The sequence below is a fragment of the Methylobacillus glycogenes JCM 2850 genome (genome assembly GCF_000617925.1).
Lineage (GTDB): Bacteria > Pseudomonadota > Gammaproteobacteria > Burkholderiales > Methylophilaceae > Methylobacillus > Methylobacillus glycogenes.
In genome coordinates, this window is the sequence record NZ_BAMT01000001.1 from 192,423 (window position 1) to 207,668 (window position 15,246).

At 52.7% G+C, this 15,246-nt stretch carries 11 protein-coding genes and 3 pseudogenes; 12 read left to right on the plus strand and 2 right to left on the minus strand.

Translation table 11 applies throughout. The features are described from left to right. Positions 1-11: 11 nt before the first annotated feature. The 8 genes and pseudogenes from JCM2850_RS00890 (at position 12) to JCM2850_RS00930 (ending at position 7,914) form a co-directional block, all read left to right on the plus strand. Complete coding sequence (locus JCM2850_RS00890) at positions 12-683, plus strand: hypothetical protein (RefSeq protein ID WP_025869418.1); 672 nt, start codon at positions 12-14, stop codon at positions 681-683. 307 nt (positions 684-990) lie between these two features. Continuing rightward, positions 991-2,033: pseudogene (locus JCM2850_RS00895) on the plus strand (GspE/PulE family protein); the annotation flags it as partial. A gap of 83 nt (positions 2,034-2,116) precedes the next feature. Beyond that, entirely contained in the window at positions 2,117-2,497 is a 381-nt protein-coding gene (locus tag JCM2850_RS22190; protein WP_025869420.1) for a hypothetical protein, read from the plus strand. Between the two features lie 20 nt (positions 2,498-2,517). Then, entirely contained in the window at positions 2,518-3,597 is a 1,080-nt protein-coding gene (locus JCM2850_RS00905) for a type II secretion system F family protein (protein WP_025869421.1), read from the plus strand. Then, positions 3,594-4,067, plus strand: coding sequence for a lytic transglycosylase domain-containing protein (locus tag JCM2850_RS00910; RefSeq protein WP_051525211.1), 474 nt, complete (start codon positions 3,594-3,596; stop codon positions 4,065-4,067). Before JCM2850_RS00905 ends, JCM2850_RS00910 begins: the two co-directional genes overlap by 4 nt. Before the next feature lie 33 nt (positions 4,068-4,100). After that, on the plus strand, positions 4,101-6,047 hold the full coding sequence (locus JCM2850_RS16195; RefSeq protein ID WP_025869423.1) for a helicase HerA domain-containing protein: 1,947 nt from the start codon (positions 4,101-4,103) through the stop codon (positions 6,045-6,047). Between the two features lie 2 nt (positions 6,048-6,049). Further along, complete coding sequence (locus tag JCM2850_RS00920) at positions 6,050-6,811, plus strand: type II secretion system protein (protein WP_025869424.1); 762 nt, start codon at positions 6,050-6,052, stop codon at positions 6,809-6,811. Further along, positions 6,781-7,914: an autotransporter outer membrane beta-barrel domain-containing protein gene (locus JCM2850_RS00930; protein ID WP_148301156.1), complete on the plus strand. Its 1,134-nt coding sequence runs from the start codon at positions 6,781-6,783 to the stop codon at positions 7,912-7,914. Before JCM2850_RS00920 ends, JCM2850_RS00930 begins: the two co-directional genes overlap by 31 nt. Positions 7,915-7,991: 77 nt before the next feature. Here the strand turns inward: JCM2850_RS00930 and ccoG are convergent, their stop codons facing one another. Together ccoG and JCM2850_RS00940 are read right to left on the minus strand one after the other, a co-directional pair. Then, positions 7,992-9,467 (minus strand): cytochrome c oxidase accessory protein CcoG, encoded by a 1,476-nt coding sequence (gene ccoG, locus JCM2850_RS00935; RefSeq protein ID WP_025869427.1) that lies wholly within the window; start codon positions 9,465-9,467, stop codon positions 7,992-7,994. 268 nt (positions 9,468-9,735) lie between these two features. After that, on the minus strand, positions 9,736-10,104 hold the full coding sequence (locus tag JCM2850_RS00940; protein WP_025869428.1) for an Mth938-like domain-containing protein: 369 nt from the start codon (positions 10,102-10,104) through the stop codon (positions 9,736-9,738). Positions 10,105-10,249: 145 nt separating this feature from the next. On the opposite strand from JCM2850_RS00940, the pseudogene JCM2850_RS16200 reads away from it, so the two are divergent. From JCM2850_RS16200 to JCM2850_RS00960, 4 genes and pseudogenes are all read left to right on the plus strand, one after another. Further along, positions 10,250-11,544: pseudogene (locus JCM2850_RS16200) on the plus strand (pyridoxal phosphate-dependent aminotransferase). A 50-nt stretch (positions 11,545-11,594) separates the two neighbouring features. Beyond that, positions 11,595-12,907 (plus strand): annotated as a pseudogene (locus JCM2850_RS16205) (homoserine dehydrogenase). 46 nt (positions 12,908-12,953) lie between these two features. Beyond that, positions 12,954-14,384, plus strand: a complete 1,431-nt coding sequence (thrC, locus tag JCM2850_RS00955; RefSeq protein ID WP_025869429.1) for a threonine synthase — start codon at positions 12,954-12,956, stop codon at positions 14,382-14,384. A gap of 12 nt (positions 14,385-14,396) precedes the next feature. Next, a complete protein-coding gene (locus JCM2850_RS00960) occupies positions 14,397-15,191 on the plus strand; it encodes a thymidylate synthase (protein WP_025869430.1) in 795 nt (264 codons plus the stop codon). Positions 15,192-15,246: the final 55 nt, after the last annotated feature.

Below are 15,246 nucleotides of genomic sequence, written 5' to 3' on the forward strand. Positions count from 1 at the left end.
TTTCTAACCGCATGAATACTGGGATATACGCCTGGCTAGTGGTGCTGGGCTTGCTTTTGCCTTGTTCATTAACTGCTAAAGGCGCGGACAATGTGCAATCCGGGGCCATAGATAGCGCCTCCAGGCAAATGCCCGCCCAGCCGTCAACTGCTGAGGGGGCCAAGCTTGAAAACAACATACCTGATAGCCAGACCGAGGATGAAACCAGCAAAATCTTCAGGGCAACCATGGGGCAGTCGATAGAGGCTGCGCGTAGGCGCAAAATGCGCGAGCTGGCTGAAGCCGAGCGTGCACATCTGGGGCTGACAGCGCCAGCCGTAACACCACCAGCCGCAACACCACTTCCGCCTGCTGCCCACAACCCTGTCACCCCGCATGTACCACAAGTCATTGCGCCGATTGTCAACCCGAGGATTTGGTCTATCACGGCGATAGGGTCAAGAGTATGGGCGGAAGTGTGGCTGGACGGTAAGCTGATTCAGCTGGACGCCATGGATGGTCAAATATTACAGCTTGATTCTGATGAGCGCCTGCCTGAGTTAGGGAACTGGATACCCATGACCTTGACCGCGGATGGCCTATTGCTGGGGCGGAAAGTGAAAAGCGCGGATAAGAAACACAAGCACGGCGTGGTGCAAGAGCGCTTGCTGCTAAGGCGCCCGCACATGGCGTATCAGCCATGACGTACAAATTTGGTGCACCTGCTACGGCGGTAGCTGGCGGCTTGTCCGATTCTGCACAGCGCGCCAGTTCATTGCCCATGGAACAAGAGGGAACGCTTAAATGAGCGTAAAGGCTGAGCCTATTCAGCCTGAAATCCACATTGTGGATTATCAACAATTGCCGCCTTACACCCGCGTGTTATCGGTGGGCAGTGATAGCAAAGTTGATAAAAACCGTGCGCGCATGCTCATTGTGCCCAAAGAAAAGGTCTCAGAGTTAGTAGCGCTGGGCCTGCCTGACCGACGCTTTTTCATCTTGTCTTCAGAAATGGAATTGCGCAGCCCTGACTGGTACTTCCTCATCAGCAAAGGCAAAACGCTAGGCCTGGAGTTTGCAGGTTATGCCACAGCGTCTGCTGAAGTGTTTGATTTGATCAACCGCCAGCAGGCTCAGCCTGTGAGCGAGACTGCCAAGCAGGACGCTCGGGTCATAGACCAGATAGTGACCAAGTCACAACCGCTGGAATGGTTTCGTGGAATAGTGCAGCGTTGCCTGCTGGTGGGGGCTAGCGATATACACCTTGAATTACGCAACGGCGTGGCAACCCTAAGGGTGCGGCTGGATGGCATGATGCGGCATCTTGCAGGGTATCCAGCCCAGGTGGCGCTGGAAGGAATTTCTGCCGCCTATACGGTGCTGGCTGAGGAGCGTTCCCGTACCGAGGTGGCATTCAATGCCAGCGTGGCGCAGGCAGCCATGATACCGCTCGATCTGCCGCAGCAACGCCTCACCTTGCGTTATCAAAGCCATCCCGCCGTGGGCGGCTTTGATGTGGTGATCCGCATCCTCAAATCCTCAGGCTCCAGCACGCAATCGCGCATACTCACGCTGGAAAAACTAGGCTTTACTGAGTGGCAGGTCAATCAGCTTGAAGGCGCTATGGGGTCTGCCTGGGGCGGCTTGTTTATTGCAGGTATCACAGGGTCAGGCAAAACCACCACCTTGAACACCCTGTTGGCCAGCCTCACGCGCAACGCATCACGCAAACTGATCACCATTGAAGACCCGGTGGAGTATGAACTGCCCGGCGTCACACATATGTCTATCCAGCGCAAGGCAGAAAACGCACCGGGAAGTGACCCTTTTCACGCTGCCATGCTGGCGTTTCTGCGTATGGACCCTGATGTGGGCCTGTTTGGCGAAATTCGTGACCAGATCTCAGCCAGATGGCCCAGGCGGCGATTCAGACTGGCCATAAAATTCTCTCTACCGTACACGCAACCTCGGCCTTGGGCATTATTTCGCGGCTTAGCTCGGATGGCATAGGTTTGAAACGGCAGGATTTATGCAGCCTGGAATTCATTTCAGCCCTGGTATATCAAGTGCTGGTGCCTATCAATTGCCCACACTGCAAAATCCCGGCGCGTGAAGTCATGAGCCAGAGGCGCTGCAAGTGTATACCACTGCCTTTGGCCTCAACCCCGACACCATCTATTGCGCCAGTGACAGTGGCTGCGGCCATTGCCGCAAGCCCGGCATTGATTACAGCGCCAGCGAGCGTAATGGCACTTCTGGCGTCAAGGTAGGCGCTGAAATCATAGTGCCTGATGGGCGCATGCTGGAAATGCTCACCACTGGCCGTGATATGGAGGCCAGGCGGTATTGGCGCTCGCGCCAGGCAGAAGGTTTTGCCAGTGCCGATATGGATGGCAAAGAGGCCTGGGGCCATGTGCTGTTTGATGTTTCTGAGGGCACGGTAGACCCCTATTATTTTGAACGCACTTTTGGCAGCGCTGCTTTGCTTGCACGTTCATTGCAACGTGAAACGCACTGAGTGCAGCCCATTTTTACATTATGTCGCTATTAACTTCATTTCAACTCTGGCAGGCCAAACGCGCATTGCTTGCACGCCGCGCTGATTTTTACTACGACCTAGCCAGTGCGCTAGAGGACAAAGTGCCTTTATTCACCACGCTGCGCAATTATGAAATGCGAGCGCGCAAGCGTGACCCATCGGCAGCCAAACTCTATCAACAGATGCTGCGTGAATCCATGAATGGCTCATTGTCACAAGCCTTGCGCGGCATCATGCCGCCGAGTGAGCTGATCATGATAGATGCGATTCAAACCGCAGGGGATGCGGCACTTTCACGTGGGCTTTATTTCATGTCCGAGACAGTGGAAAAGATAGACAAAATGATGCTCACCATGCGCAAGGCGGTGATCTATCCCATCATGTTGTTCGTCATCTTTGCGGCCTTGCTCACCGGGTTTTCCTTCTTTGCTGTCCCCGTGCTTGAAGAACTCATGGCGCCGGAAAAATGGCCTTTGCTGGGGCGGATACTGTACGTCATTTCCAGCACGGTGCGCCATGACGGCCTCATCATCCTCATCTGCCTTATCGTGGCAATCGTGGCATTTGTCAGATCGTTACCGAATTGGCATGGGCCATGGCGGCGCAAGGTGGATAACTGGATGCCTTACAGCTTGTACCGTGATTTTTCCGGGGCAATGTTAATCGTGTCTTTGTCCTCGTTGATGCGCACCGGGGTTTCCTTGCGCTCATCCCTGGAGCGCGCCATACGCTTCAGTACCCCGTGGATGCGTTGGCATCTGCAGCAGATTTTGCGTGGGTTGGCGAGTGAGCATGCGGCCCAGTTTGGGCACGCATTCCGTACCGGAGTATTGAGTATGGCCATGGAGGACAGAGTGCAGGATGCGGCAGAGCGCCGTGACCCTGTGGCTGCCTTCGTCAAGATTGGCGTGGGTTCAATTGATCGAATCGAGCGCAGCATGGTTGAGTCTGCAGGCAAGCTTAATGGCATCATGATGGCGGTGGCTGGCGTGGTATTGGGCATCATGATGATGGGCTTTTTTTCCACCGCCTTCGAAATGCAATCTGCTATCCAGCAAAGTGCTACCGGGATGAGATGATGAACCAGCGACCTCACACCCTGATTGCGCTAATGCCTGGCCGTATGTTGCTCACCTTGCTGGCAGGCTTTTTTCTGGTGGCTTATTCCCTTCATGGGCGGGCAGAGTGTTTCGAGCTGGCCGAGCAGCATTACGGCGTATCAGCCTCATTGCTACGCGCAGTGGCAGAGCAGGAATCCAACATGAATCCGCGGGCATTTAACCTCAACAGCAACGGCAGTTGGGATGCCGGGCTGATGCAAATCAATTCACGCTGGCTACCGCTGCTCAAGCGTCATGGCATAGAGGCGCGAGACTTGATGGATGCTTGTACCAGTGTATTGATCGGTGCCTGGATATTGAGCAACAACTTCCGCCGCATGGGCAAAACCACCCAAGCACTGGGTGCCTATAACTCTTCCCACCCCCAATTACGTGAGCGCTATGCCAGCCAAGTGTTAGCCAGGCTTGCGCGTGCCCAGCGTTTTTAGAACAACTGCAAACATGCCGAAAGGAAAGAAATCGTGCTGCTGATACAACCCAATGATATTGTGCCGGAATTCTGGTTGGGGCCTTTGGTAGAGGTCAATCATGACAGGGTTTTGCTGTTGGTATCATCCAAAACCCTGCAAGCCCATGATCTGATGGCGCGAGGCGCGCAAGTCTACATGCTCAACTGCTCGGGCAAAGTCACACTGGAAACGCCACCCAAAGCCGCGATGCTGGATGCCAAACGCCCGATAGTGCTACGCGTGCTGGCCTACAAACCCTGGCCCGAGCCGGGCTCAGCGCAGGATAAACGCCTGGAAATGCTGCTGACAGCAGACAAACGCAGCGATGAATGGGTGCTTATGGAATGCCGCATATTAGGCATGTTTTTCCATGCGCCTAGCTCCAACTCCGGCGTAGGCTTTGCGGGCGATGTGGGCCAGTTGGCGCATGTTGATCATTATCAAGCCTTTGTACCCACTACCCGCGTCAGGCATTTATTCGTCAATGGCACTGTCGATAAGCGCCAGCGCATACGCTTTGGTTTGCTGCGCGATGGTGAAACCCTAGATTACCAGCATAACGAAGGCATCACCGCCACCTTGTCCATGCTGGATATCCGCGGCAAGCGTACCGCCATGTTCGGCAAGACCCGCTTGGGTAAATCCAATGTGGTCAAACTACTGGTGCAAGGCATGCTGGATGTGACGAATGAGAGCAATGATGTGGGGCAGCTCATATTTGACGTCAATGGCGAATATGCCAACAGCAACCCACAAGATGGCAATGAAAACATAGCCGCGGTTTACCCCAAACGCTGCATTCTTTACTACCTCTCAGAAAAAACCGCCAGCGGTAATTCCAAGCTATTGCGGTTTAACTTTTACGAACGCACAGCAGAAGCCATGGATACCCTGCGCGAATTACTGCCAGCGGAAGTGGCTGAATCTGACTATGTTCGCCCCTTGCTGACCTGTCGCTTGCCCATACTGCAACACGCCTCACATGACGGCACCGAGCGTGCCCAGCGCAGGCTGCGCAAACTCATGGTGTTCTGGACTATATTGCATGCAGCAGGCTTTGAGTTTGATGAGGCGCGTTTACGCCAGCAAATTGTTAGTTGTGGCTATGAGTTTCCCTTTAATCCAGGCTTTATTCAGTCGCTGCGGCTGGCCGCTTTTCAGGCCATGAATGGCATGGCACCGCCACCACAGGCACGCACCTTTGGCGAAATGATAGATGAAATGCTGGTGGTGCTGCGTTTTAGCCTGAGTTACCCCAACGACCCTAGCCTGAGGCGCGATGGCCGCTTCATCTTCGATGCAGATGAAGAGATCATGGCGGCTTTCTTGTTCCCGCAGGTCGGGGCCGGGCCTTATGTTTTGCGCCCTGCGGTGCCTTTCCACTCGCCCAGCGTGGATGATTTTATTAGCGAAATTTTAACCGCCATTGATAAAGGCTCTACCGTCATTGTCGATCTGGGCAGTGCCAACGAACGCATCATCCGCTACTTTGCAAAAACGCTATCAGTCGCCGTGTTTCTGCAACAAGAATCCAAATTTGTGCGCAATGAAATGCATGGCCGCTATGTGCAGATTTATTTTGAAGAGGCGCACATGATCTTCCCGCCCAACTCTGGCAACGTCATTGACGTTTATTCGCGTTTTGCCAAAGAAGGCGCCAAGTTCAATATCGGCATTGTTTACTCCACACAGTCACCTTCTACCGTTAATCACGATTTGCTGGCGCAGACCGAAAACTTCTTTATCGGCCACCTTTCCAGTGACCGAGAAGTGCAGATGCTGGCCAGTGTGCAATATGCCTTTAAAGGCATGGAAGAAGACATCATGCGCAGCCGCACGCCAGGCTTTATGCGGGTGCTCACCGCCTCACATCGCTTTCCCATTCCCATACAAGCCAATCGTTATGATGGCAAATCCCTGCTGCTGGAAGATAAGGCAGGGAAAGCCACAGGGAGCTGATCATGCAGGTAAGAAAACAGCAACAAGGGTTTACCCTGATTGAGCTGGCCGTCACCTTTGCGCTGATGACGGTGGCCATCGTGGGCTCTCTCAGCATGTTTGAATATTCAAGGCGCGTAGATCAAGGCCGTGCAGTGGGAAAGCACATGCTGGCCTTGAGCGCCGCCTTGATTGAATACAAAACCCAGAACAAGGATAGACTCATGAGCTTGCCACTCGCCTGTGGTCAACCCACCTTTCGGGTTGGAGGAGCGTTGCCGGAACCATCCGTAGGCGTTTACCCAAGAGGACATTCACTTGAGGGGAGATCTCTTTGCGCAATGGCAGTGCCTCGTGAAGGTCAAAGTGACTTTGTCGTCGATAATGGCATGCAACCGACTTATCAAGAATTGATTGCGGTTGGGGTGCTTGCGGCAGGCAGCAACGGTAACCTGGTTCTCCCCACCGATAGCAACCGCATTGTGAGGGCTAACAACCTTGCTCGTACAAATGTTTACGCCTTTCTCCTGCAGCGTGAATGTAAGGCTAGAACCTGCAACCCTCAGACTGGCCCTTTCAATTTGCAAAGCTGGGTATTCAACCTACAGCCTTACCGTATCGACCAAAGATTATTTGGCTCAGGGGCGCGCATAGGTGCGGCGGTGGCTGCGATGGACGGCCAGGGCTATCTATCTCCGGTAGGGGGGATGGTAGGTTACGTAATCTGTTTAACAACTACATCGCAACTAATCCCGTGGTTGAGGCCAATGGCACTGGGGCGATAGGGATTCTTGCGGCTTATGATGGCTGGGGCTTGGGCAATGAGCGCTTTGCCTACCGTGATGGTACGCGTCCGCCTACAGCCGATTGGAATTTTGACAACTACAGCCTGGTTGGCGTCAACGATTTCAACAGCAAAAGCGCAACTATAGGCACCGCAACAGTCAATACTGCCACAATGAATACAGCAACAATCAATACCGCAACAATCAATACCGCAACGATAGGCACTGATACCAGCGCACCCGTCAGCGATAGATTGGCGAATAGAAACGCTATCACCAATAACAGGGCGCTGTTGGCCAAGGGCAACATAGTTACTACAGTTGGGTCAGGAATTTATACCAATAACTTGAATGCGGCTCAGGATGTGGTGGCAGGTGGTAATGTCGGAGGTAATACTGTTTCGTCGACTTCCACAATTAACGCAGGTACTGATATCACAGCGGCGCGTAATGTGAATGTCGGAGGCTTGTTAAGTGTAAACGGCAATGCTCAAGTCAACGGCAATACTCAAATTAATGGCAATACTCAAATCAATGGCACAACCATTTTGGGTAACCCTAATGGGGGAGGGGGGAGTGTAGAGATCACCAATGATTTAACAGTGCAAAAAACAGCGGCAGTTACTAACCTTGCGTTGAAAAAAATCGTGAACATTAACGATCCTTGTAACATTGGCAGCGACTCTTTTGCTAGACGGGCTAATCCTGAGAGACTTTATCCTAATGAGACTGTTTTGGTGTGTGATGGGTATAGTTGGAAACCGTTCGTCGTTAAAAAAATGCCAAAGTTCTTCACGATTTTTCATTCCACCTACTCTTTTTACGATGTTAAGTACACGATTGACTTCAGCATCCTTGTGCGACCTTACTTACGTGATTATGAAGCTGTTTCGCCTATCCTACCCCGAAACGGCATTACTTCCTGGAGCTATATAGTCCCAGCTTCAGCTAACCCTATTAGGGTGAAAGCTTGGGATACTAAAGGTAATTTGCTTTGGATGGACACAGTGACAGACGAGAGTTACAGTCTTAATGGTGGCTGTTATACAGATGGCTATGAATACAGAACTTCGTATTTTCGGTATTGCCAACCAACTGATTAGCCAATTATCCAATTTGTCGTTGGTCGGGCGCTCTAAGGGATTGATCTTGATGGTCAAGCTCGCACTTATTGCCATGTTTATTCGCTGAAATATCGCACGGTGAATCGCTCCCTAGATTGCACTTGACTGGACGGAACAACCCCCAGTTCAAACTGACTTGTGCTTTTCGCCAATGGAGCTGGCAAAGTGATACTAAAATCACTGCCGTAGGATTTGCCCGCAGGTATGGTGATCTGCTTCCAGCCCTTAAAACTTCCTTCTGGCAAGCCATGTACTTCTATACGGTAGGTTTCGGTGACACCTGACTTATTGCTGATGCGTAGCTGATAGCGGTTGCGCAAGCTGCCATCTGCCAGTTGCGTTACCAGTGGCTGCCTTTGCTGCTGCACCATGGCGGTGTAGGGGCTGAGGTTTTCAATGGCGTGCCAGGTGAAGCCTATGCTGCCTAGCAACAGGGCGGCGTAAGCGGCACGTTTCCAGCGCATCCATTGACGGTTTTTCTGCGCCTGCTGATGATCCTGTTTTGCTTTTTTATCTTGCCCAGCGAGAGCTGGCGTATTTTGCCCTGCCAGGGCAGGTTGCAGGTTTTCATCTTTGTCAAAGCGTATCAATCCTCTGGGCAGTTTGAGGCTGTCCATGATGTTGTCACAGGCATCAATACATAAACCGCAAGAGATACAGCCTATCTGGAAGCCTTTGCGGATATCCACGCCAGTAGGGCAGACATTGACGCAGTAACCGCAGTCTATGCAGTCGCCATAGCCTTGTTCGCTGCGGCTTTGCGGGGTTTTGAGCTGGGCTGTGGGGGCCTTGCGGCCGAGTTGTTGTTCACCACGCTGTTGGTCGTAAATCACGCTGACGGTGCTTGGGTCTTGCATCACCCCCTGAAATTTGCCGTAGGGGCAGGCCACAAAGCAGATATCTTCACGCGCAAACCCAGCCGCCACATAGGTGGTGGCAGTCAGTACGGTGATGGTGATGTAAGCCGCTACCGGGGCGTGGCCCGCAATCACTTGGCGCAGCAGAGTGCCAGCCTCGGCAAAGTAAAGGGTAAAGGTCAGCGCGGTGGCCAATGCCAGCAGCAGCCACAGCAGATGGGTGCTGCCAATTAAAGCCAGTTTGCGCGCATCCCAGGGGGCTTGTTGCAGGCGCTTGCGTGCCTGGGCTTCACCTTGTATCCATTTTTCAATAAAACGGAAAGCGTCAGTCCATAAGGTTTGAAAACAGAAGAAACCACAGAAAATGCGGCCAAACATGGCAGCGGAGATAAACAGCAGGCTGGCGGCGATCACCAGCACGCCCATCAGCACCATCAAATCTTGCGGGTAGAGCACCAGGTTAAACACATGAAAGCGCGCATTGCCTATATCAAACAGCAGCGCCTGGCCCACCTTGTTATGCCAGGGTAACCACGGCAGCAGAAAATACACCGCAAATGCAATATTGAGGATGATGGATTTGATGTTGCGGTAACGCCCCTTGACCGAATAAGGCACGATAGGGATCACCTTGCGGGCGGGGGTGCTGCGCTGAATGATGGCATCTGCTTGCATGGCGTTTCCTGCTGTCTTAGTGTGCGGGTGTTTGGTTGAGGTGTTAGCGACTTCACCAAACTGTGCGCATTGTGCGCAATATGCCAGGCCTAATACAGATGCAGTTTTGGGTATTTTTATAGTATCAGATGGCTGCCAGCCAAGGCTGTGTCTGGGTTTTGCACATCTGAGAATTTGCCCAGTGTGGGCAGTGGCGGCAGAGGGGCCGCCAGGGGTGGGGTGGTTTGAGGCTTTGCTCGCTTGGGTTTTTAAGTCGCTTGGTTACAGCCTAGATCAACAAGGCAGCGGCCACTTGGCGGCCTTCTGCCATCAGGATGTTATAAGTACGGCAGGCGGCTTCTGTGGTCATGGATTCCAGGCTGATGCCAGCTGCTGTCAATTCACGGCTTTTGGCGGGGTGTAAAAAGCGGTGGCGGCTGCCCGTGCCCAGTAGCACCACCTCGGGTTTGAGTTCTAGTATTGGGCGTAAGCTTTCCACATCCAGCAGATCAAATTCACTGGCCTGCCAGTCGGTGATCAAGGTGCCGGGTAATACAATCAGGCTGCGCTCATGACGGCTGTGGTTGACCTCAACCCAGCCATCGCCATAAGCGGTGATGAGCTGGAAGCCTGCAGCTTGGGTAAGATGAAATTTCATGATGTGTTAAGCGAGTGGTTGTTGTAAGCAAATGCTGGAAAAGTCAGTGGATTACCATGGCTTCCAGATGTTAGCGCGCTTCAATTGCATGGCAACTCAAGGTAAGATAGCACATTTCGCCAACACCTTTATCCTGCGGGTCACCATGCAACCACTTTCCAAATCCAGCAAGCTCAATAACGTCTGCTACGACATTCGTGGCCCGGTATTGGCACGAGCGAAGGAAATGGAAGAAGAAGGCCAGCGCATTATCAAGCTCAATATCGGCAACCCTGCGCCTTTTGGCTTTGAAGCGCCAGAGGAAATTCTGCAAGATGTCATCCGCAATATGGATGGCGCATCTGGCTATACCGATTCCAAAGGCCTGTTTGCCGCGCGCAAGGCGATTATGCATTACACCCAGCAGAAGAATATTCGCGGGGTAGGCATAGATGACATCATCATAGGCAACGGCGTTTCTGAGCTGATTGTGATGTCCATGCAGGCTTTGCTCAATAACGGTGACCAAGTGCTGGTGCCCATGCCCGACTATCCTTTGTGGACTGCGGCTGTGACATTGGCTGGTGGTACTGCGCGCCATTATCTCTGTGATGAGCAGTCTGGCTGGATGCCAGATTTGAAGGATATCGAAAACAAGATCACCGCCAATACCCGCGGTATTGTGCTGATCAACCCAAATAATCCTACTGGCGCGTTGTACCCGCCTGAGATTCTGCAAGGCATTATTGAGATTGCCCGCCATCATGGCTGGTGATTTTTGCCGATGAAATTTATGACAAGGTGCTTTACGACGGCAATACGCATACCTCGGTAGCGTCTTTGGCTGATGATGTGCTGTTTGTCACTTTCAACGGCTTGTCAAAGAACTACCGCACCTGTGGTTATCGCGCGGGCTGGCTGGTGATTTCTGGCGAGAAGCGTCACGCCAAGGATTATATCGAGGGGCTGAATATGCTGGCCTCCATGCGCTTGTGTGCCAATGTGCCTGGGCAGTTGGCCATTCAAACCGCGCTGGGCGGTTATCAGAGCATAGATGACTTGGTGGCGCCGACTGGCAGGTTGTGCAAGCAGCGTGATTTGGCCTATAAAATGCTTTCCGAGATTCCTGGCGTGAGCTGTGTGAAGCCCAAGGCCGGGCTGTATTTGTTCCCACGCCTAGACCCCAAGATTTACCCGATAGAGGATGATCAGCAATTTATCCTTGATCTATTGCTGGAAGAGCGGGTGCTGTTGGTGCAAGGCACGGGCTTTAACTGGCATGCCCCAGACCACTTCCGTGTGGTGTTCCTGCCTAATGTGGATGATTTGACCGAGGCGATGACGCGTATTGCGCGCTTCCTGGAAAATTATCGCAAGCAGCACAGCACTATTTCGCTTGTTTCTAACACCTCAAGCAAAGAATTAGCCCATAAAGACAAGAAGCAGAACGTGCAGGCCTGACCTGGCACGGCTGTAGCCACAAGATTGAAAAGCAAGGATTTGAAACCCGAATGAAACCCATCAATGTTGGTTTGCTAGGCATAGGTACTGTCGGTGGCGGTACCTATACAGTACTCACCCGTAATCAGGAAGAAATCGCCCGCCGCGCTGGTCGCCCCATTGCGATTACTCGCGTTGCCGACCGCAACCTGGAGCTGGCTAAACAAATCACCCAAGGCAAGGTAGAAGTCACCGACGACGCTTTTGCCATTGTGACTGACCCTAATATCGATATCGTGGTTGAGTTGATTGGCGGCTACACCATTGCCCGTGAGTTGGTGCTGAAGGCCATTGAAAACGGCAAGCATGTGGTCACCGCCAATAAGGCGCTGATTGCACTGCATGGCAACGAGATTTTTGCGGCGGCGCAGAAAAAAGGCGTGATTGTTGCCTTTGAAGCGGCTGTGGCTGGGGGCATCCCCATTATCAAGCGGTGCGTGAAGGCCTGGCGGCTAATCGTATTGAATGGATAGCCGGCATTATCAACGGCACCACCAATTTTATTCTTTCAGAAATGCGTGAAAAAGGCCTGACCTTTGCCGATGTGCTGAAGGAAGCTCAGCGCCTGGGTTATGCCGAGGCTGACCCGACCTTTGACGTTGAAGGTATAGATGCTGCGCACAAGCTGATGATTTTGGCAGGCATAGGCTTTGGTATCCCCATGCAGTTTGATAAAGCCTTTGTGCAAGGCATTAGTACGCTGGATGCCTTGGATATCCGTTATGCTGAAGAGCTGGGCTACCGCGTCAAGTTGCTGGGCATTACCAAGCGCAGCGATAAGGGTGTGGAGTTGCGCGTGCACCCCACGCTGATTCCTGAAAAGCGCCTGATTGCCAATGTGAATGGCGCCATGAATGCGGTATTGGTCAAGGGTGATGCGGTAGGCCCCACGCTGTATTACGGCGCTGGTGCTGGTGCCGAGCCTACGGCCAGTGCAGTGATTGCCGATATTGTGGATGTCACCCGCACGCATAGTGCCGATGCCTTGCAGCGCGTGCCACATCTGGCCTTCCAGCCAGATCAATTGGTTGATCTGCCTATTTTGCCTATCAGCGAAATCAGCAGTGCTTATTATCTGCGCCTGCGTGCGCTGGATAAGGCAGGTGTGTTGGCCGATGTCACACGCATTCTGGGTGATAGAGATATTTCCATAGACGCCATGATCCAGAAAGAGCCACAAGAGGGCGAAGATCAGGCCGATATCATCATTCTCACGCATGTGACGGTAGAGAAAAATATGGATGCGGCGATTGCCGCTATCGAAGGCCTAAGCGCTATCGTGGGCAAGGTGACACGCCTGCATATGGAAGAACTCAGCAGATAAACAGGAAAGGTCTGCGGCTGAGATTGATGCCGCAGCAATGCAAGCCATGAAATATATCTCTACACGCGGACTATCGCCCGCACTCAGCTTCAGTGAAATTCTGCTTGGTGGCCTGGCCCCGGATGGCGGCTTGTATATGCCCGAGGCTTACCCGCAGTTTAGCGCTGCTGACCTGAGCGCCATGCGCGGCATGAATTACCGCGATCTGGCTTACACCATCTTGAGCCGCCTGGTGGATGATATTCCTGCGGCTGATCTGCGCGATATCGTTGACCGTACCTACAGGGCCGAAGTCTACGCTTTTGCGCGCCCAGGCCAGAACGCCGAAGATATCACGCCTACCCTGGAGCTTGAGCAGGGCTTGTACCTGCTGTCACTCTCCAATGGCCCCACCTTGGCGTTCAAGGATATGGCCATGCAATTGCTCGGCAATCTGTTTGAGTATGTGCTGGCGAAAAAAGGTGAAACTACCAATATTCTTGGTGCCACTTCTGGCGATACCGGGTCTGCTGCCGAGTACGCCATGCGTGGCAAGCAGGGCGTGAATGTGTTCATGTTGTCACCACACCAGAAAATGAGCCGTTTCCAGACTGCGCAGATGTTTAGTTTGCAGGATGAGAATATTCATAACATTGCCGTCAGAGGCGTGTTTGATGATTGCCAGGACATCGTCAAGGCGGTTTCCAATGATCATCAGTTCAAGGCCAATCACAAGATAGGCGCAGTTAATTCCATCAACTGGGCACGTGTTGCTGCGCAGGTGGTTTATTACTTCAAGGGTTATTTCGCGGTCACTAGCGATAACAGCCAAAAGGTCAGTTTTGCTGTGCCCTCTGGCAATTTCGGCAATGTCTGTGCTGGCCATGTGGCGCGCATGATGGGCTTGCCTGTAGACAAGCTGGTAGTGGCCACCAATGAAAACGATGTGCTGGATGAGTTCTTCCGCACTGGGGTTTATCGCCCACGTGGCTCTGCCAATACCTATCACACCTCCAGCCCTTCCATGGATATCTCCAAGGCCTCCAACTTTGAGCGCTTTGTGTTTGACCTGGTTGGCCGCGATGGTGCCAAGGTGCGTGAGCTGTGGAGCAAGGTAGATGCAGGCGGTGCTTTTGATCTCAATGCCGATGGCTGGTTTGCCAAGGTGGCAGATTATGGCTTTGTTTCTGGCAGCAGCAATCATGCGCACCGCATGCAGACTATCAAGCAAACCCAAGCCCAGTATGGCGTGACTATCGATACCCACACCGCTGATGGCCTCAAGGTGGCGCTGGAGCACAGAAGCGCAGACACGCCCATGCTGGTGCTGGAAACTGCGCTGCCCGCCAAGTTTGAAGATGCCATTGTTGAAGCGCTGGGTCACAAGCCACAACGCCCTGCCAGCCTGGAAGGGCTGGAGCAGCTACCACAGCGTTTTGAGGTGATGGACGCGGATACCGACGCGATCAAAGCCTTTATTGTTGCTCATATTGAATAATCAGGAGATGTCATGAAGGTCTACCACGACCTAGTGCGCCATGTGCTGGAACACGGCCACAAGAAGGAAGACCGCACCGGCACTGGCACTTTGTCTGTGTTTGGTTACCAGATGCGCTTTAACCTGGCAGAGGGTTTTCCGCTGCTGACCACCAAAAAGGTGCATCTGAAGTCGATTATTCATGAGCTGCTATGGTTTTTGCAGGGCAGCACCAATATTGATTACCTCAAGCAGCATGGCGTGACCATCTGGGATGAGTGGGCGGATGCCCAGGGCAACCTCGGCCCGGTTTACGGCTATCAGTGGCGCAATTGGCCCAAGCCTGATGGCAGCCATATTGACCAAATCACGCAAGTGGTGGAATCCATCAAGCGCAATCCAGACTCACGTCGGCTGATTGTTTCTGCCTGGAACGTGGCGGATATTGAACAGATGAAACTGCCGCCTTGCCATGCGTTTTTCCAGTTCTACGTGGCGGATGGCAAGCTGTCCTGTCAGCTTTATCAACGTAGTGCCGATATCTTCCTTGGTGTGCCTTTTAATATTGCCTCTTATGCCTTGTTAACCATGATGGTGGCGCAGGTGTGTGGCCTCAAGCTGGGGGATTTTGTGCATACCCTGGGTGATGCGCATATCTACCTTAACCATCTAGATCAGGTGAACGAGCAGTTGTCGCGCACGCCATATCCCTTGCCCAGCATGCACTTGAATCCTGAAGTGCAGGATATCTTCGGCTTCCGCTTTGAAGATTTCACGCTGGAAAACTATCAATCTCACCCTGCAATCAAGGCGCCAGTGGCCGTTTAGCAAGTTTAACCATGCGTTTCAGTTTCTCCCTTCATGCAGTTGCAATGCAGGCGCT

Bases quoted from the DNA above. Each gene is read 5' to 3' on its own strand.
- JCM2850_RS00890 (WP_025869418.1), top strand. From the start codon at position 12: ATGAATACTGGGATATACGCCTGGCTAGTGGTGCTGGGCTTGCTTTTG.
- JCM2850_RS00905 (WP_025869421.1), top strand. From the start codon at position 2,518: ATGTCGCTATTAACTTCATTTCAACTCTGGCAGGCCAAACGCGCATTG.
- JCM2850_RS00910 (WP_051525211.1), top strand. From the start codon at position 3,594: ATGATGAACCAGCGACCTCACACCCTGATTGCGCTAATGCCTGGCCGT.
- JCM2850_RS00920 (WP_025869424.1), top strand. From the start codon at position 6,050: ATGCAGGTAAGAAAACAGCAACAAGGGTTTACCCTGATTGAGCTGGCC.
- ccoG (WP_025869427.1), bottom strand. From the start codon at position 9,467: ATGCAAGCAGATGCCATCATTCAGCGCAGCACCCCCGCCCGCAAGGTG.
- JCM2850_RS00940 (WP_025869428.1), bottom strand. From the start codon at position 10,104: ATGAAATTTCATCTTACCCAAGCTGCAGGCTTCCAGCTCATCACCGCT.
- thrC (WP_025869429.1), top strand. From the start codon at position 12,954: ATGAAATATATCTCTACACGCGGACTATCGCCCGCACTCAGCTTCAGT.
- JCM2850_RS00960 (WP_025869430.1), top strand. From the start codon at position 14,397: ATGAAGGTCTACCACGACCTAGTGCGCCATGTGCTGGAACACGGCCAC.